We start from the raw sequence: 18,076 nt of genomic DNA on the forward strand, positions 1-18,076 counted from the left end.
CATCCTCGCCCAGCGCGTCCGCGAGCGACCGCACCTGTCTCGAAGCGCATGTGACACCGATCGCAGCGCCCGCGCTCTCCGCTCCGCCTGCGCCGCCGCCGGCGCTCGCCTGGGTGCGAGGAACCTCGATCCCGCGTCGCCGGGCACCTCGATCACATGTCCTGAAGTTCATGTGACGCAGTTCGCATCCGCTGCGCTCCTGCGCCCTCCTGGGCCCATCTGCGAGCGCGAAGCAGCGCCGGCGAGCTGGCGCCGCCGGCGCGGGTCTGACCCGGACAGGCGTTCGCGTGGGTCGTCCGACTTGATGTTTTTTTGGTGCGGCAGATCGCGGAGGGCCGCGGAGCCCGCTCCGCCGGCGGTCGTGCCGCGACGGCCCTCTCGGCGATCGCCACGATCACCACGCGCATGACCCGAGGACAGCTGCACCATGAGCACCCGCGCTATCGACATCGGCATGGACGTCGCGCTCCCGGAAGACCTCGAGGACCTGTGCACCACCCGGCGCACCTTGAGCCCCGCGGAGCGCGAGCTGTTCGGCACCGCCGCCGACTCGTTCGGCCGCTACTCGCTCCTCGGCAAGCTCGGCAGCGGCAGCATGGGCGTCGTCTATCGGGCCTACGACCCCCGCCTGCAGCGGCCTGTCGCCGTCAAGATCCTCTACCCCACCGGCAAGCAGACCGCGCAATTGGTCTCGGTGGGCGACACCCGGCTCCTGCGCGAGGCCCAGGCGATCGCCCGCCTCTCGCACCCCAACATCGTCGCCGTCCACGACGTCGGCGTCGTCGGCGACCGCGTCTTCCTCACCATGGAGTTCGTCGAGGGTCCGACCCTGCGCCAGTTCTGCGACACCCCGCGGAGCTGGCGCGAGGTCCTCCCGCTGCTGATCCAGGCCGGGCGCGGGCTCGCGGCGGCGCACCGCGGCGGCGTCATCCACCGCGACATCAAGCCCGACAACATCCTCGTCGGCGATGACGGTCGCGTCCGCGTCGTCGACTTCAGCGTCGCCCGGCCGCAGGGCTCGTGCGCCGAGACCCTCGTCGGCAAGTTTCGCATGACCGACACCGAGACCAACGTCCTCGTCGGCACCCCCGCGTACATGGCCCCCGAGCAGCTGCGGGCCGCCCCCGCCTGCGCCCGCTCCGACCAGTTCGCCTTCTGCGTCACCGCCTACGAGTGTCTGTTCGGCGAGCGCCCGTTCGCGGGCCCGACCCTGCGCACCCTGATCGACAACGTCCTCGCCGGCCCGCCGACCCAGCCGCCGCCGTTCACCCAGCAGGTCCCACGCGCCCTCTATCAGTGCCTCCTCCGCGGCCTCGCCCTCGACGCCGACGACCGCTGGCCCGACATGGACATCCTCGTCGCCCAGCTCGAGAACCTCGCCGCCCGCGGCCAGCGCCGCTCCTCCCTGGTCCTCGCCGCCTCGCTCGGCGCCGCCGCGGCCCTCACCGTCGGCGCCGTCGCGGCCCACTTCAGCGGCACCAGCTGCTCGCACACCGAGCTCGCCGCCCACATCAGCGCCCGCTGAGCCGCGCACCCTGATGCGCGATGAGACATGTTCTCATAGACATGTTCTCATGAACATGTCCTCGAGAACTTACTGCATCCGCAGCCCCCGGCGCGGCCTGCCCCCCGACAGGGTCTCTTGCGCCCCTCCCGCTTGCGACGCGCCCGCCAGGGCGCTTCGCCCTCGACCCGCGCCGTACCGAACCGGGATGCCAGCCGTCCTGCGACGCGCCCGTCCCCGTCGCCGCAGGACCTGTCCCTCGGAACATCCGTCGATCCGCCCGCGGGCGCCGCTTGCCTCACCCGGCCCGGCGGCGCCGCAGCCCCAGCAGGCCCAACAGCGCCAGTCCCCAGGCCCCCGGCCCCCCGTGCCCGGCCGCGCAGCCGCAGCCTGATTTCTTGCCGCCGCCGCCACCACCGCCGTCGCTGTCGCCGTCGCCGTCCGTCCCGGTCTCGCTCCCGTCGGTCCCGGTCGAACCGCCGCTCGCACCACCCCGGACCTCGACCGTGACCACCTGCGAAACCGACGAAACGCTGCCGAACGCCTGGAGCTCGTGGACCCCCGGGCTCAGCGTCACCTCGACGATGCACTGCCCGTCGTCGACGCAGCCGCCGGCCTCGACGCCGTCGACGCGCAGGCTGACCTCCTCCGGTTGCATGTACGAGTAGCTGATCTCGACCGGCACGACGGCATCGGGCATGCCGTCGAACACGGCCCCGTCGTCCGGCGAGAGGATGTCGACCTCCGGCGGAGGGTGCGGCTCGAAGCCCGTGTCGGTGTCGGTGTCGGTGTCGGTGTCGAGCGCGGCCGCCGAGGCCGGCGCGGTCGCCAGCAGCAGCGCGGAGCAGATCAAGCCAAGCAAAGGCATACGAGACGGTCGTAGCAGACGCCCGCACCCGCTTCAAGTCGGACAGCCCGGGCCGTGCAGCGACATGTCCCGAGAGACATCTCGCCTGCCGACCCGCGCCCGTCGCTCCAGCGACTCGCCGCTGCACCGGCGCGCCCGCAGCCATCCCATGTCCCGAGCGACCGCTCGCCGCCGCTCCCGCGGCTCGTCGGCCGGTCGTGATCGAAAAATGTCCGAAGAGACAGGCCCACGACCGGCCGGCGCTCTCGCTCCAGCCTCCGCCGCCGCTCTCACTCGCGCCAGATCGGCTGCGTCCACGCCCTGCGCCCGTCGGCCGCGCGCACGCGGGCGCGCAGGTACGGCCCGGCCGCCTCTGCCAGCGTCATCGTCGCCCGCGGCCCTGCCACCGTGCGCAGCACCTCGCCGCCGGCCCCGACGAACTCGATCGTCACCCCCGCCTGGGCCGCCTCGACCGTCAGCGCCCCGTCCGCGCGCGCCACCGAGTTCAACAACAGGCCCGTCGACGCATAGAACTCCCCGGCCAGCAGGGCCGCGCGGATCGCCGGCAGATCGCGGGTCGCGTGCACGACCACGAACCCGCGGTCGCCGGTGTACGCCGTCTCGCCGCGGGCGGTCACCGCCGGCGCGTCGTCGTAGTGGTGCGCGTCGTCCGTCGCCACCGCGAACAGCCGCGCCCCGCCTGTCAGCGCCGCGTCCCACAGCGCCTCCGTCGACGGGTGCCCCGCCTCGCCCGCGTTGTTCGAATCGATCGCCTCGTTCGCCAGCTCGAACAGCCGCAGCCCCGAGCCCGACAGCGCCGTCAGCAGCCCCGCGTCGGCCGCGTAATGGAAGTTCGGGTGGTTCAGCATCGCCACCCCGCCGAGCTCCTCGCTCGCCTGCAGCGCCCGCGCGAACAGCTCGTCGCGGCGGGGCGAGCTCGCCGGCGGGAACTGGAACCGCCCCGCCCGCTCCGCCGCCACGAACAGCGCGTTGACGTGCAGCAGGCAGCGGAGCCCCGGCTCGGGCGGCGGCTCGCAGCGCTCGACGTTCTGCGTCAGCTCGACCCCCGGGGCCACCAGCACGCGGCCCGCGTGGGCCGGCGCGGTCACGAAGTTGTGGTCGGTCACCACCACGAAGTCGAAGCCGTGCGCCTCGTACCAGCGCAGCGCCGCCTCCGCCGGCGTCGCGCTGTCGCCCGAGTTCGCGGTGTGCATGTGCAGCTGCCCCTTCAGCCATGTCTCTTCGGGCATGACCGCCGGGACATCCTCGTCCGGCGCCGCCGCGGCCGGCTGCGCCGGCGCCTCGGGCCGCGAGCAAGCCAGCCAGCAGGCCGCCGACCCCACGAGCGCACATGTGCGACCCGAGCTCCGCACCCCGCCATCTTGCCAGGTTTTGCCGCCGGGGAGCCCCGCAGAAAACTTCGTCCGACCACGTTGTCAGCGCCGGGCCTCGGGCCCTACCCTGGGGCGATGCATCGCCCCCACAGCTTGAACTCTGCCGCGCTCGGCCTGTCGAGCCTGGTGTTCGCCTGCGCCCTCCCGCCGGCCGCCGACACCGAGACCGCCAGCGACGGCTCGACCGCGACCACGACCGACACGACCACCGACGGCCCGGGCGAGACCACCGTCGAAGACACGACCCCCACCACCACGGGCACCGACACCGGCGTCACCACCCTCGACCCGCCGACCGGCACGACGACGACGACGAGCAGCACCACCGACGACACCAGCACCACCATGCCCGCCTGCCTGGCCGAGTGCGGCGACGGCGTCGTCGAGTGCGACGAGGCGTGCGACGCCGGCCCCGACAACAGCGACCTCGAGCCGGGCGCCTGTCGCACCGACTGCACCGCCGCCGGCTGCGGCGACAGCGTCGTCGACTACCCCGACGGCGAGCAGTGCGACGACGGCAACACCAGCGACGGCGACGGCTGCAGCGCCGCCTGCCAGGTCGAGGCCGGGGCCGCCTGCGGCGACGGCCTGCTCGACCTCGATCAGGGCGAGGAGTGCGACGAGGGCGACCTCGACCCTGACGACGGCTGCGGCCCCAACTGCCAGCTCGAGCCGTCCGGTGCCACCTGCGGCGACGGCCAGACCGACGCGCTCGAGGTCTGCGACGACGGCAACCTCGACAACGGCGACGCCTGCAACCCGACCTGCAACCTCAAGAACACCACCTCCCTGTTCGTCGGCGCCCAGGGCCAGCTCGGCCTCAAGGACGGCGTCGGCGGCGATGCGCGGATCTCCGGCACCGGCGGCCTCGCCGTCGACCTCACCCACCTCTACCTCGCCGACGCGCAGAACAACTGCATCCGCCGCATCGACATCGCCACCGCCGAGGTCGAGACCATCGCCGGCTCGAACGCCGGCATGAGCGGCTTCGTCGACGCCCCTGACGGCCAGGACGCCCGCTTCGCCGGCCTCGACGCCATCGCCACCGACGGCCAGACCTTGTGGGTCAGCGACGGCATGAACAAGCGCCTGCGCGCGGTCAGCCTGACCCCGCCGTACGCCGTCACCACCGTCGCCGGCAGCGGCATGACCGGCGTCGCCGACGGCATCGGCGAGGCCGCCACCTTCGACGACAACCGCGGCCTCACCTACTACGCCGGCCACGTCTACATGGTCGACGCCAGCGCCGCGGTGCTGCGCCGCTTCGACCCGGCCACCCAGGAGGTCGTGACGCTCGCCGGCCTCGCCTACGAGAACGGCGGCGACGACGGCATCGGCGACGCCGCGCGCTTCGTCAGCCCGCGCTACCTGACCTCCGACAACAGCGGCATGCTCTACGTCGCCGACACCAACGGCTTCGCCCTGCGCAGCTTCAACACCGTCACCGGCCACGTCGGCACCTTCGCCGGCACCGGCGAGGCCGGCTACGTCGACGGCGTCGGCACCGAGGCCGCGATCCACCGCCCGCGCGGCCTCGCCAGCGACGGCGCCAGCCTCTACTTCGGCGAGTTCGCCCAGCACACCGTCCGCCAGGCCATCCTCGCCACCCGCGAGGTCTCGACCAACGTCGGCCAGCACTGCAACGGCGACATGGTGTGCCCCGGCGGCTACGGCGAGGGCTTCGGCATCGAAGCGCGCTTCAACGGCCCGTTCGCGCTCGCCTACCACTGGCCGAGCCGCTCGCTGTTCGTGCTCGACAGCGCCAACCGGCTCATCCGCCGCGTCGAGTGATCCTCACTCGACCGAGTCGAGGAACTCGTCGACCAGCTGGTTGAACAGCGCCGGGCGCTCCCAGTAGATCGAGTGCCCGGTCTCCGGCACTTTGACGAATCGGCCGCCGACCAGCATGCGCGCCAGGTGGGCCACCGAGTCTGGCGCGCACACGAAGTCTTCGTCGGCCGTCATGCACAGCGTCGGCACCGCGAAGCCCTCGAGGTCGCGCGCGGTCACCGTCCGCAGATCCAGCAGGACGTCGCGGATCGCCCGCTTGTCGGCCGCGCCGAGGACGTCCATCCCGCGGTAGAGCTCGTGCATCGCCGGCTGGTCGCGCACCATCCGCTCGCCGGCCGCAGGGTGGACCCCCTTCATGAACGCCGCCGTGGCCCGCCCGCGCAGCCGGTTGATCGCCGCGTCGATCTCCGGCGTCGTCACCTGTCCCGTCGTACAGGCCATCACCAGCGCCCGCACCTTCTCCGGCCGCCGCAGCGCGTAGCCCAGGCAGCTCCACCCGCCCATCGACTGTCCGACCAGGCGCACGTCGTCGACGTGCAGGTGCTGCAGCAGCGCGTCGAGGTCGTCGACGAACCGGCGCGGCCCCTGCCCCGACCCGTCCTTCGACGGCGCGAAGCCGCGGTGCGAGAACACCACGCAGCTGAACCGCTTGCGGAAGTGCGGCACCTGCTGCCACCACGACAAAAACCCGCCCCCGAGCCCGTGCGCGAACACGAGCGGCGGCCCGCTGCCGTGCACCTCATAATAAAGCTCGCCGTCGGGCAGGGTCAGCACCGCCATGAGGCCACCCTATCGCGCCGCGGCCCGCCGCGAAAGCTCCGCCCCCGCGGGCCCTCGCGCGCACATCCTCGCAGCCCGTAGCACCCGGCGCGCCCCTCGCCGCCGACCCGCGGCCGGGAATCACATGTCCTCCGAGACATCCGCCGGTGGGCTGTCCCGAAGGACAGCTCGCCCGCCGCGCCGAAGGTCGGCTCTCAGCCCCGCGCCCCGAGCACCACGATCCCGAAGTGCGCCACGAACAGCACGACCTCGGCGCCCGGCCGGCCGTCGAGGTCGCCGATCGCGGCCTTCACGTCGACGTCGTGGCTGCGCAGGCGCAGCAGCGGCCGGCCCTGCGGGTCGTGGACGACCACGCCCGCCTTGTTGGCGACCAGGACATCCTTGCGGCCGTCGCCGTCGAAGTCCTGGTCGAGCCGCGGCGCCGGGTCCCAGTCGCCCTTGAACAGGTCGATCGTCTCGTCCCCGACGGCGAGCCGGCCGGCCAGCGTCCGGCCCTTCGGCACCGCCCCCGCGGTCCGTCACCTCGCCGCGCGCGCCGATCTGCACGAGCTTGTCGTCGGTGTGCACCATCACCGCGCCGGCCGGGTCGAGCTGCACCGCCGAGAGCTCCTTGAACGGCGGCGACGTCCACATCGGCTCGGGCACCGCCTTCATCGCCATCACCCGGTCGCCGTCCTGCATCGACGATCGCCTTGATCTCGTGCTCTTCGTGCCTGCGCCCGCCGAAGCGAGGCCGACGCCGCGCTCCACGTCCTGCGAGACCTCATTTTCAATCATGCATCTGTCCCGCGGGACATTTACACATTGAGGCGCGCCGTCATTCGCCGCGCGAAGCTCACCGCGCGTTCGCGCCGGCCAGCGCCACCGCGTCGGGGCCCGCGGGGAAGCGCAGCTGGCCCGACGTATCGGTCGCCGCGCGGAACACCACCTCCGCCACGTCGGCCTCGGTCGTCACCGCGGCCGGTCGGGTGAACGCCGCGAACACGCGCTCGGCGAACGGCGCATAGGCCTCGGGGATCAGCGTCGCCGGGTTCGGCCCGTTGTTGGCGAAGCGGGTGGTCGGCCCGTAGCCCGGCTCGACCAGCTTGACCTTCACGTCGAAGTCCGCGAGCTCGTGCGCCAGCGAGGCGGTGAAGCCCTGGATGGCCGTCTTGCTGGCGGTGTACACGGCCACCAGGGGCATCGGCGCCAGCGTCACGCTCGAGGTCACGTTGACGATCACGCCCGACCGCCGCGCCCGCATCTGCGGCAGCACCGCCTGCGTCATCGCCATCACCCCGAACGTGTTCGTCTCGAACACCTGGCGCGCCAGCGCCATCGGCGTCGCCTCGAACGCCCCGAGGGCCCCGACCCCGGCGTTGTTGACCAGCACGTCGACGGGCCCGCTCGCCGCGATCGCGGCCGCGATGCTGCCTTCCCGGGTCACGTCGAGCGCCAGCACGCGCAGCCGCTCCGAGCGGGGCAGCAAGTCTTCGCGCGGCGTTCGCATGGTGGCGATCACGTTCCAGCCCTGGGCCAGGAAGTGGCGCGCGATCTCGAGGCCGTAACCGGAGGAGCAACCAGTGATGAGCACGTTCTTCATGGCGTTGACTGTAGCGACCCGATGCCGGACTATCTATCGCAAGAAGTCCTGGTTTCATTGGCGATCGTCCAGACATGACCGACCCGCTCTCGCAAGTCATCGCCCTGCTGCAGCCGCGCGCCGTGTTCTCGAAGCCGATCAGCGGCGCCGGGCGCTGGGCCGTGCGCTACTCCGCGTTCGGCCACCCGAGCTTCTGCACCGTGCTCGCGGGCAGCTGTCGCCTCGCGGTCGACGGCCACCGGCCGCTCACCCTCGAGGCCGGCGACTTCCTGCTCTTGCCGGCCACCCCGGGCTTCACCATGTCGGGCTTCGAGCCCGCCACGCCCGAGCGCATCGACCCCAAGCTGACGCCCGCGCCCACGGCCGAGGTCCGCCACGGCACCCGCGGCGGCCGGCCCGACGTGCGCCTGCTCGGCGGCTACTTCGTGTTCGACTCGCCCGACGCCGACCTGCTGGTCTCGCTGCTGCCGGCGGTGATGCACGTGCGCGGCGTGGAGCGCCTGTCGCTGCTGGTGCGGCTCGTCGGCGACGAGGCCGGCGAGCGCCGGTCGGGCCGCGACCTCGTGCTCACGCGCCTGGTCGAGCTGCTGCTCATCGAGGCGCTGCGCTCCACTCCCGGCGAAGACACCCCGCCGGGCCTGCTGCGCGGCCTGGCCGACCCTCGCCTCGCCCCGGCGCTGCGGCACATGCACGCCAACTTCGCGCGCCCGTGGACGGTGGCCCAATTGGCCAAGACCGCCGCGCTGTCGCGCTCGGCCTTCTTCGAGCGCTTCACCGGCGCCGTCGGTCTGCCGCCGATGGAGTACCTGCTCGCCTGGCGCATGGCCGTCGCCAAGGACCTGCTCCGCCGCGAAGACCTCGGCCTCTCCGAGGTCGCCGAGCGCGTCGGCTACGCCTCCGCCAGCACCTTCAGCACCGCCTTCAGCCGCCACGTCGGCCAGGCCCCGAGCCGCTACGCCCGCGCCTCGTAGGAGGCCGCCGCGTCGGTCGCCATCGCGCGACAGCGCCGCCGCCATCGCGCGGGCGACGACATGTCCCGCAAGACAGGCGCGAGGCCGCGGCCGCTCCTGCCAGGGCGAGCCGGGTCTCCCTCACGCCCGCGTACTTCACGCATTCGAGGTCGGCGCAAATCACCAGAGGCGTGACAATCACAGCCGCGAGCCCGAAGGCTCGCGCCGCTCAACCGCCGAGCACCCTCTCGAAAAACCACCACAGCCCCGCCAGCACGATCGCCCCCGAGATCCACTTCGCCCCTCGATATCGGCGGTACGGCTCCCAGCGCCCCAGCAGCAGCAGCACCGGCAGCACCAGCGCCAGCACGGCCAGCTGGCCCGCCTCGACCCCGAGGTTGAACAGCAGCAGCGCCGGTCCGACCTCCCCGGCCGGCAGCCCCAGCTCCGCCAGCACCCCCGCGAAGCCGAACCCGTGGACGAACCCGAACGGCAGCGTGATCCGCCAGCGCCCGGCCGCGTCCGGCACGAAGAAGTTCTCCACCCCCACGTACGCGATCGACAGCGCGATGGCCGGCTCGACCCATGCCCCGCTGGGCGTCCAGATCCCCAGAGTCGCCAGCGCGAGGCTCAGCGAGTGGCCGAGCGTGAACGCGGTGATCACCGCCACCAGCGAGCGCAGGCGGCCGCCGACCACCACCAGCCCGAGCAGGAACACCAGGTGGTCGGTCCCGATCAGGATGTGCTCGACCCCCAGCTCGAAGTACGCCGACACCGGCCGCGCGGGTGGTTCCGCCTCGCCGCCCTCCATCGCGATCGTCGCCGCCGGCGCGCGCTTGCAGCACCGGCTCGGCGAAGATGTCCTCGGGGCCAGCTCCCGGCCGCTGGAACTGCGCCAGGTGGCGGTGCCCGGACGACAGCCCGGCGAACAGCGACCACGTCAGCGTCAGCTCCTTCGGCGGCCGCGCGCAGTCGAAGCGCAGCGCCAGCGACGCCCCGTCCTCCTCCGTCAGCCACGCCCGCGTCGCCGCCCCGACGCACGCCTCGCCCTCGGCCGCCAGCCCGACCCCCGCGACCACCGGCCCCAGAGCCGCGCCCGCGCCCGTCAGCTCGGCCTCGCTCAGCGCCCCGTCGCCGTCGCCGTCGAGCCCCGGCGCCAGCGCCCGCAGCTCGCCGCGCGCGAACGTCAGCTCGACCGTGACCGTCCCCCCGTCGACCGTGTACACCCCGCGCGACAGCCCGACCTGGTGGGCCCCGGCGAGCCGGGGGATGACCAGCCCCAAGAGACATGCCCCCAGCGCCATGCCCCAAGCGACATGTCTGAACGGGCCTGTCCTCTCGAACACATTGTTTTCGCAGCGCGCGGCCGTGAGCACGGACCGCGAGGATACCCCGAACGCCGCGTGCCTGTCCCCGCGCCCTCCGCGCCCCGCCGAAACGCCCCGCGCGGAGCGACCCACGCCCGCGAGCGACAGCCCGCACCGCGCCCCCGTGAGCGACGGCCCGAACCGCGCACCCGCGAGCGACGGCCCGAACCGCCCCCGCGCCCGCGAGCGACAGCCGAACCCGCACGCCCGCGAGCAACAGCCCGCACTGCGACGCCCCGACCCCGCTGCCCTCGCCGCCGCAATTAAAAAGCGCTTCAAAACCTGTGAGGGCCTGAAGCAGCGAACCGGAGCGGGCCGGGGGCATACGTCGCGTGGATAGTGTGCGTGGCGCCGGCGCGACTCCGGCGTTCACGGTCCCGCGGAGGTAGTGGCGGCTCGGCGCCGACCCGTCACGTCGCGGCGCACGATTTTTTCTTTTTCGCGCCCGGCCGGCTTGTCGGCCCGGCCCTCGCCCGGCTCGTCGAAGTCGGGGCCGAACACCTGGGCCCCCTCGCTGCGGATGGCCGCCGCGATCGCCGGGATGTCGGCCTGGGTGACCGTCGTGCCCTCCGCGATCGGCAGCGGGAAGTTCTTGGGCAGCCAGGTGCCGAACTCGAACTCGACGGCGGCGAGCTCGGAGATCTCACGGTCCCCGAGGCGGTGGTCGATGACCAGCGGCAGCGGGGGCGGCTGGCCCTCGCAGGCCTCGCGGACCGCCGGATCCTGGACCAGCCAGGCCGCGACCGGCGACTCGGTATGGATATACCGCCGCGTCACCAGAGTGAACTCGGGCACCCGCTTCTTCGAGTCCCACCACAGGCCGTCGACCGCCTGCATCGCCGCTCGCGCGCCGTCCTTGGGCAGCGCCCCCAGGCGGCGCAGGGCCTCGCGGATCCACGCCTGCATCGCCAGGTCGTACTCCTCGCGCGAGCGGATCTCGCCGTCCAGGACGAGCCCCGCCGCGAGGTTGATGCCGAGCACGTTCGAGTACACGTCCTCCGGCGAGAACGACGACAGCCGCTCCGACACCCCCGGCACGCTCTCGAAGCCGTACCACGTGACCACCTCGTGCCACGTCGACAATTGATAGACCGCCCAGCTCGCCAGCGTCACCGCCGTCTTCCACCGGCCGTGGCGCTCGATGATCCCCGGCGGCAGCGCCTTGACCACCACCCGCCGCTTCGTGCCCTCCTCCGGCCATTCGACGGTCGCCGCCTCGGGCAATCGTCGCACCAGCTGCAGCGCCAGGAAGAGCGTGCGGTCCGCCGTGTCGCGCACGTGGGCAATGTCGAGGAACCCGCCGCGGCAGGTGTAGACCAGCCCGTTGCGCTCGCGCGTCGCGTCGCCCTTGTCGTAGCCGTGCGGGCCGATGTCCTCCGGCGCGCGGATGTTCTCGTTCTTGTACAGCGGCACCGGCACCGGCCCGACCTCCGCCCGCAGGTCCTGGCCGAACGCGCAGCACGGCCGGAGCTTCTGCGGCGGGTCGAACACCGGCACGCTGGCCGGGTCGAAGTCGGTCGCCACGTCGGCCGGGTCGTGCAGCGCGCGCGCGACCTCGCGGCTGTCGACCACCAGCGGCGCCTTCCAGGTCGGCGCGCAGGCCGTGATCGCGAGGGCGAGCGGTGCCAGCAATCGCCCTGCTCCGCGCCTCGCGGCGCTCGTCGGGGCCTCTCCTCGGGTGTCGGCATTCGCGTGTGCGCTCCGCACGTTCTATGCTCTGATCGCGACATGACCGTCCGGCAATGCCTGGTGCTCCTCCTCGCCTGCTGCGCGCTCGGCCTGGGCGTCCCGCTGCTGCTGGGCGTCACCTATTCGGCGCGGCTCTCGTCGCACGACACCGGCTTCTTCGCCGTCCATGTCGACGACGCGATCGCCGCGGACGCGCAGCCGCGTAGACCGCGCCGCAGCGTCCTGGTGGTGATCGACGGCCTCGGTCACGAGGCCGCCAAGACCATGGGCGCGATCGCGCTCCTGCGCGAGCACGGGCAATGTCGCAAGACCGCCGTCGGCGTGCCCTCGATGTCGCGCCCGGTCTACGCCACGATCTCCACCGGCCTCGAGCAGGACCGCACCGGCGCCCGCGGCAACGACGACGAGGCCCCGCTGTTCGCCCAGTCGATCTGGCAGCGGGCCCGCGCCGCCGGCATGTCGGTCGCGGTCGTCAGCGAGCTGACTTGGTGGGAAGAGCTGTTCCCCGGCGCCTTCACCCACTACGACGTCCTCCCGCTCGACGCCGACTACTTCACCGCCCTCCCGCCGGCCGACCTCCAGCTCGTCCACCCGCTCTACGTCGACGAGGTCGGCCACGAGTTCGGCGCCGCCTCGCCCGAGTACGCCGAGGCGGTCGCGCGCGCCGATCGCGAGCTCGGCGACCTGCTGCGCGGCCTCGACTTCGCCCAGGACCTGGTGGTCCTCACCGCCGATCACGGGCACTCGGCGCGCGGCGGCCACGGCGGCGCGCAGGAGCCGATCGCCAATGTCATGACCTGCCACGCCGGCCTGGGCGTCCGCCGCGACCCCGACTACGGTCATTTGCGAATCACCACAGTCGCCCCGTCGCTGGCGCTCTTGCTCGGCCTGCCGTTCCCGGCCCACATGCGGGCCGGCGACGACGACCTCGACGCCCTGTTCGCCATCGCCGACCCGGCCGCCTTCTCGCCCGCGTACCTCGAGGACCGCCGCGCCGCGGTCGAGCGGTTCCGCCGCGCCAATGAGGACGCCGTGCGCGCGTGGCTGCCCGACAGCGCCGGCAACTGGGACGCCTTCTACGAGCTCTACCGCCAGCGCCACCGCAGCGGCGCGCGGGTGCTGGTCGCCGCGCTGGCGCTGGTGTTCCTGCTGCAGCTGTGGCTCCACCGCCGGCGCGAGCAGCAGGGCGAGGCCCGCAGCGCCGCCCTGTTCGGCCTCGGCTTCGTGGCGGTGTTCGGGGCCGTCACCTACGCCCTGCAGGTCGGCCTGCGCGGCAGCTTCGACCTCAGCTCGGTCGCCGGTCGCGCCGACCTCATCGGCTTCACCCTCACCATGGGCTTCGGCTGGACCACCCTCGCGGTCGTCGTCCACTGGCTGGTGCGCCGCGATCGCTGCGCCTTGATGCTCGACCTCTCCGCCATCCTGGCGGCCGGCGCCGTCCTGTCCGCCGCTCACCCGCTGGTGCTCGGCTGGCGCCTCGGCTTCCCCGTCCCCTCGCCCACCGTCTACTTCTTCCCCTACTTCGCCGCCCTGATGTTCCCCGCGGTCACCGGCGTCGCCGTCGTCGTCGCCGCCCTGGTCGGCCTGCGCCCGCTCCGCCGCCGCTCGGACATGATCGCCAGGACATGATCATGAGGACATGACCCTCGGGGCATGCTCTCTCGGGCATGCCCCGGAGGACATGTCCTTCAGCTCACCCGGCGGATGCGGAACGGCAGCATCGTCTGGACCAGCGGCGAGCAGAAGCGCGACAGCGACAGCGACTCGTGGACCGCGCGCACCGGCACCTCGCCGACGCGGGTGGCGACCTGCGTGCGCGCGTAGAACGGGGTGTCCTCGAGCGTGCGGATCACCGTGGCCGGGGCGCCGTCGGTCCGCGTGGAGCGGGGGATCCACCAGCGCGTGCGCCCGAGCGTCATGGCATGCGCGGCGGCCAGCGGCTCGACGTGGCCGTCGGCGTGGAACACCCGCCCGAGCTGCAGCTGGCTGCCGTCGCGGCGCCGGGCGTCGTACAGCACCACCGTGCGGTCCGGCAGCGCCGCGCGCGACCAGCTCCAGTCGACGAAGGCCGCCTCGAGCGGCTCCTCGCCGAAGTTCGCGTCGTGGTAGCCGGTCCCGCGCAGCGTCAGCGCCGGCGTCGACAGCTCGGCCTCCACGTGCGCGTGCGGGGCCGCCGGGAACCACGTGTGACGGCCGCGGGCGTCGAGCCGCTCCGGGCGGTCGGGGAACGCCGACGGGTACAGGCGCACCGTCCCGGCCACCCGCTGACCGAGCACCGCCGTGCGCTCGTCGAAGCGGACCACCAGGCAGTCGCCCTCCCACGCCATCGAGCTGCTGCCGACCTGCAGCCGGTCCGGGCGGCGCTCGACCTCGCTGGCGCCGTACTCGGTGAACACCCACGCGTCCACCCCGGGCCCGTAGAGCGCCACGTTGATCGCGCAGTGGGCCATCGGGTCGGCCGCGCCGGCCGGCGCCTTCGCGCGGGCCTTGGCGTAGTACGGCGAGAACACGCTGCCGACGAAGGCGATGATCGTCAGTCCGTGGCTGCCGTCGTCGCTGAGCGCGTCGAGGTACCACCAGCCGTAGCCGCCCGGAGGGACCAGCCGGTCGAACTGAGGCCCGCGCACGCCGTCGCCGCGGCGTACCGACCGCTCAGCGTCGCCATCGGCACCCCCGCCCCCGGATGCACGCTGCCCCCGGCCACGTACAGCCCCGGCAGCTTCGTCGTCGCCGTCGGCCGCCCCAGCGCGTCCAGCAGGCCCCGCGTCGCCGTCCCGTACAGCCCCCCGCCCGAGCCGGGGAACCTCGCCGCGAAGTCGTCGGGCGTCGTCACCCGCGGCGGCTCCGCGGGCGCCATCGACAGCCCGCAGCGCTCGATCACTCGCCATGTCGCTCGTTCGCATGCCTCGATCTCCCTCGCCGTGAGCCACCCTTCGCCGCCGCGTGGCGGCGCGTTCACCAGTACGAACAGGCGCTCCGGGCCGACCGCCGCGGGATCGGCCTGGCGATCCGGCGCACACACGTAGACGGTCGGATCGGCCGGGAGCGCCCCGCGGTCCATCAGGGCCGTGAACTCGGCCGCGTAGTCCCGCGAGAACAGTACGTTGTGATAGGCCAGCGGCCAGCCGCCGGCCGTGCCGCGCAGGCACCACGTCACCGCCGACAGCGAGCGGCGGGACCTCGGCGGCGCCTTCACGGCCCGCGCCGCCTCCGCGCCGAGCAGGCCGCCGCCCAGCGCCGCCAGGTCGCCGGCGAAGATCACCGCCTCGGCCGGCACCCGCTCCCCCGACGCCAGCCGGACCGCCCGGACCCGCGAGTCGGCCTCGATCGCCGCGACCTCGGCCCCGTGGCGGATCTCCGCCCCCTGGCGGCGGGCCAGCTCGGCGACCGCCCGCGTCAGCGCCGACATCCCCCGGCCGGCGCCCACACTCCAGCTTGCTCGACGTGGGCGATCAGGTTGAGCGTCGCCGGGGCCTCGAACGGGCTCGATCCGTAGTACGTCGCGTAGCGGCCGAACAACTGGCGCAGCCGCGGGTCCTGGAAGAAATCGCCGAGGGCCTTCCACATCGTGCGGTGGAAGTCGAGGCCGAGGGCGCCCGGCAGGCCGCGCAGGCCGAGCGAGCCGACCAGGCTCGCCAACGTCGGCTGCGCCGTGCGGATGAACGGACCGTGGACTTTCTGGTAGATCGCCTCTGTATGGCGGCAGAACGCGAGGTACCCGGAGGCGTCGGCCGCCGAGGCGAAGCGGTCGATGGCCGCCGCCGTGGCCTCGCGGTCGGCGTACAGGTCGAGCCGCTCCCCGTCCTGCCACGCGTGGCGCGCCAGCACCGGCAGCGGGTGCAGCCGGACGTGCTCCGCCAGCGCGGCGTCCGCATCGGCGAACAGCGCCTCGAACACCCAGCGCATCGTCAGCACCGTCGGCCCGGCGTCGATCGACTGGCCTCCGACCCGCTCCTGGCGCACCTTGCCGCCGACCTCGGGCCCGCGCTCCAGCAACAGCACCGAGGCCCCGCGGCGGGCACAGTCGACGGCCGCCGCCAGACCTCCGGCCCCGCCGCCGATCACGACTACGCGGGGGCTCTGCTTCACCACCACCATGACTGTCGCCAATTATCGCGACCACTCCAGGTTTCAAGTCTTTGTCCAACGATCGGCTCAATCATTGACAATCCTTGAACACGCAGGCACACTTTTGCGCCTATCTCGGACCCGAAGGCGGCCCGGGCGGGCCTGAGCAGCGGCCATGGATTCTCGACGGCGCATCGACCGAGCCCTGAAGAGCTGCCTCGACCAGGCGACCGCACCTCCCTGTCCTCCGCGGCTGGGCGAGGCGATGCGCCACGCCGTCTTCCCGGGCGGGGCGCGATTTCGCCCCGAGTTCTGCCTGGTGGTCGCGGAGGCTTGCGGCGGCGCTCACCCGGCCCTGGCGGACGCGGCCGCGGCCGCCATCGAGCTGCTGCACTGCGCCTCGCTGGTCTACGACGACCTGCCGTGCTTCGACGACGCGGCGGTCCGGCGCGGCCACCCCACCGTGCACGCCGCCTTCGGCGAGGAGCTGGCGATCCTGGCCGGCAACGCCCTGATCGTCCTCGCCTTCGACACCCTCGCGCGGGCCGGCGGCCCCCATCCGCACCTCTTGCCTGGCCTCTTGCGGGTCGTCGCGCGCGGCGTCGGCGGGCCCTCGGGCATCGTCGCCGGCCAGGGTTGGGAGTCGGAGGTCGGCCTCGACGACCTCGGCCGCTACCACCGGGCCAAGACCGGCGCCCTGTTCGAGGCCGCGGTGATCGCCGGGGCCATGACCGGCGGCGGCGACCCCTTGCAGTGGACCGGGCTCGGCTATCGCCTCGGCGAGGCCTACCAGATCGCCGACGACATCCGCGACGCCTACGGCCGGCCCGAGCTGCTCGGCAAGCCGGTCGGCCAGGACCGCGCCCACCACCGGCCCTCCGCCGTGCGCGAGCTGGGCCTCGACGGCGCCACCGGCCACCTCGGCGAGCTCGTCGACCAGGCGGCCGGACGGATCCCCGCCTGCGCCGGCCGCAGCGACCTCCTCGCTCACCTGCGCCGCTGGTCCGAGCAGCTCCTCGCCGCCCCGCCGCCCCTCGCCGCCAGCCTCAGCTCGTGACCGGCGACGCCAGGCTCGTCCGTTGCCCGCTCCCCGGCCGATTCCGCCGCCCCAGGCTCGTCGTTCGGCCCGCGCCCCGCGGCCGAACCCGCCGTCCAGCCCGCTCGCGGGGTCTCTGCGGCCCGCCGCCCCTGTCTCCGCCCGTCCTGCCGCAGCTCGACGGCGCAGAGCCTGCGCCTCGCCCCTTTCACGGCCCCGCACCTGCTTTCCAACCCTCCCGGTCCGGCGCGGCCGTCCGGCCTCCTTCGCCATCCCCCGCATTCGGGCCTCGCTCGCGCCCGATCCTCGCGCAGACTCTCCACTCCTCACCCGAGCCCACCTCATGACTCGACCGCCGCCGTCCTTGCGCGCGCAGAAGCAGGCCGTCCCGCACGCCTTCGACCGCGTCGCCGCCCGCTACGACCTCCTCACCGGCATGAACCCCGGCTACCACAAGCACCTGGGGCGCAGCGCCGAGCGCATGCGGATGCCGGAGGATGCTGACCTTTTGGACCTGTGCTGTGGGACAGGTCTCTCCACCCTCGCGCTGGTGCGCACGTATCCCCGCGCGCGCATCACCGGCCTCGACGCCTCGGTCGGCATGCTCGACCTGGCCCGCAAGAAGCGCGAGCTCACCGGCGTCCGGTTCCTGCAAGGCGACGCCATGGATCCGGCAGCCTACGGCGCGAGCGGCCCGTTCGACGGCATCTTGATGGCCTACGGGATCCGCAACATGCCGGACCCCGACCTGTGCCTGCGCCGGCTGCTCCCGCTGCTCAAGCCCGGCGGCGTGGTCTGTTTTCATGAATACAGCGTGCGCGACTCGCTGCGGGCCCACCTGGTGTGGAACGCGGTGTGCCTCGGCATCATCATCCCCGCCGGCCTCGTCACCTCGCCGGGCTCGAACATCTACCGCTACCTGCGCCGCAGCGTGAACGCCTTCGACGGCGCCGCCGCCTTCCAGCGCCGCCTGCAGGCCGCCGGCTTCTGCGACACCCAGTCCGCCACGATGGACGGCTGGCAGGAGGGCATCGTCCACACCTTCCTGGCCCGCCGCCCCGCGTGAGC

15 protein-coding genes and 1 pseudogene are annotated in these 18,076 nt (G+C 73.3%); 7 read left to right on the forward strand and 9 right to left on the reverse strand.

What is annotated here, in order from left to right; genetic code table 11:
* Positions 1-427 precede the first annotated feature (427 nt).
* Positions 428-1,525, forward strand: coding sequence for a serine/threonine-protein kinase (locus OV079_RS29310; RefSeq protein ID WP_267772256.1), 1,098 nt, complete (start codon positions 428-430; stop codon positions 1,523-1,525).
* Between the two features lie 277 nt (positions 1,526-1,802).
* Here OV079_RS29310 and OV079_RS29315 read toward each other — a convergent pair whose 3' ends face one another.
* Entirely contained in the window at positions 1,803-2,372 is a 570-nt protein-coding gene (locus OV079_RS29315; RefSeq protein WP_267772257.1) for an MYXO-CTERM sorting domain-containing protein, read from the reverse strand.
* A 269-nt stretch (positions 2,373-2,641) separates the two neighbouring features.
* Positions 2,642-3,694, reverse strand: a complete 1,053-nt coding sequence (locus OV079_RS29320) for a CehA/McbA family metallohydrolase (protein ID WP_267772258.1) — start codon at positions 3,692-3,694, stop codon at positions 2,642-2,644.
* A gap of 126 nt (positions 3,695-3,820) precedes the next feature.
* On the opposite strand from OV079_RS29320, the gene OV079_RS29325 reads away from it, so the two are divergent.
* The gene (locus OV079_RS29325) at positions 3,821-5,536 is read left to right on the forward strand and encodes a hypothetical protein (RefSeq protein ID WP_267772259.1); all 1,716 of its coding nucleotides are present in this window, start codon (positions 3,821-3,823) and stop codon (positions 5,534-5,536) included.
* Between the two features lie 3 nt (positions 5,537-5,539).
* On the opposite strand, the gene OV079_RS29330 is transcribed toward OV079_RS29325, so the two are convergent.
* Positions 5,540-6,316, reverse strand: coding sequence for an alpha/beta fold hydrolase (locus OV079_RS29330; protein WP_267772260.1), 777 nt, complete (start codon positions 6,314-6,316; stop codon positions 5,540-5,542).
* A gap of 194 nt (positions 6,317-6,510) precedes the next feature.
* Complete coding sequence (locus tag OV079_RS29335; RefSeq protein WP_267772261.1) at positions 6,511-6,819, reverse strand: hypothetical protein; 309 nt, start codon at positions 6,817-6,819, stop codon at positions 6,511-6,513.
* Between the two features lie 107 nt (positions 6,820-6,926).
* Between OV079_RS29335 and OV079_RS29340 the strand changes: the two genes are divergently transcribed.
* The gene (locus OV079_RS29340) at positions 6,927-7,124 is read left to right on the forward strand and encodes a hypothetical protein (protein WP_267772262.1); all 198 of its coding nucleotides are present in this window, start codon (positions 6,927-6,929) and stop codon (positions 7,122-7,124) included.
* A gap of 27 nt (positions 7,125-7,151) precedes the next feature.
* On the opposite strand, the gene OV079_RS29345 is transcribed toward OV079_RS29340, so the two are convergent.
* Positions 7,152-7,898, reverse strand: a complete 747-nt coding sequence (locus OV079_RS29345) for an SDR family oxidoreductase (RefSeq protein ID WP_267772264.1) — start codon at positions 7,896-7,898, stop codon at positions 7,152-7,154.
* Positions 7,899-7,972: 74 nt separating this feature from the next.
* Between OV079_RS29345 and OV079_RS29350 the strand changes: the two genes are divergently transcribed.
* Positions 7,973-8,869, forward strand: coding sequence for an AraC family transcriptional regulator (locus OV079_RS29350; protein WP_267772265.1), 897 nt, complete (start codon positions 7,973-7,975; stop codon positions 8,867-8,869).
* Between the two features lie 208 nt (positions 8,870-9,077).
* Here the strand turns inward: OV079_RS29350 and OV079_RS29355 are convergent, their stop codons facing one another.
* Positions 9,078-9,659 carry a HupE/UreJ family protein gene (locus tag OV079_RS29355; protein WP_267772266.1) on the reverse strand — a complete coding sequence of 194 codons (582 nt, stop codon included), beginning with the start codon at positions 9,657-9,659 and terminating at the stop codon, positions 9,078-9,080.
* Between the two features lie 925 nt (positions 9,660-10,584).
* Positions 10,585-11,847, reverse strand: a complete 1,263-nt coding sequence (locus OV079_RS29360) for a DUF4056 domain-containing protein (RefSeq protein ID WP_267772267.1) — start codon at positions 11,845-11,847, stop codon at positions 10,585-10,587.
* Positions 11,848-11,943: 96 nt separating this feature from the next.
* On the opposite strand from OV079_RS29360, the gene OV079_RS29365 reads away from it, so the two are divergent.
* On the forward strand, positions 11,944-13,533 hold the full coding sequence (locus tag OV079_RS29365; RefSeq protein WP_267772268.1) for an alkaline phosphatase family protein: 1,590 nt from the start codon (positions 11,944-11,946) through the stop codon (positions 13,531-13,533).
* 59 nt (positions 13,534-13,592) lie between these two features.
* Here the strand turns inward: OV079_RS29365 and OV079_RS29370 are convergent, their stop codons facing one another.
* Positions 13,593-14,531 carry a carotenoid 1,2-hydratase gene (locus OV079_RS29370; protein WP_267772269.1) on the reverse strand — a complete coding sequence of 313 codons (939 nt, stop codon included), beginning with the start codon at positions 14,529-14,531 and terminating at the stop codon, positions 13,593-13,595.
* Positions 14,438-16,002 (reverse strand): annotated as a pseudogene (gene crtD, locus OV079_RS58795) (1-hydroxycarotenoid 3,4-desaturase CrtD). The gene OV079_RS29370 and the pseudogene crtD overlap by 94 nt, the downstream one beginning before the upstream one ends.
* 145 nt (positions 16,003-16,147) lie before the next feature.
* Between crtD and OV079_RS29385 the strand changes: the two are divergent.
* Positions 16,148-17,029, forward strand: coding sequence for a polyprenyl synthetase family protein (locus OV079_RS29385; protein WP_267772272.1), 882 nt, complete (start codon positions 16,148-16,150; stop codon positions 17,027-17,029).
* Between the two features lie 322 nt (positions 17,030-17,351).
* A complete protein-coding gene (locus tag OV079_RS29390) occupies positions 17,352-18,074 on the forward strand; it encodes a class I SAM-dependent methyltransferase (RefSeq protein ID WP_267710781.1) in 723 nt (240 codons plus the stop codon).
* Positions 18,075-18,076: the final 2 nt, after the last annotated feature.

The organism is Nannocystis pusilla, from assembly GCF_026626665.1.
Taxonomy (GTDB): Bacteria; Myxococcota_A; Polyangia; order Nannocystales; family Nannocystaceae; genus Nannocystis; species Nannocystis pusilla.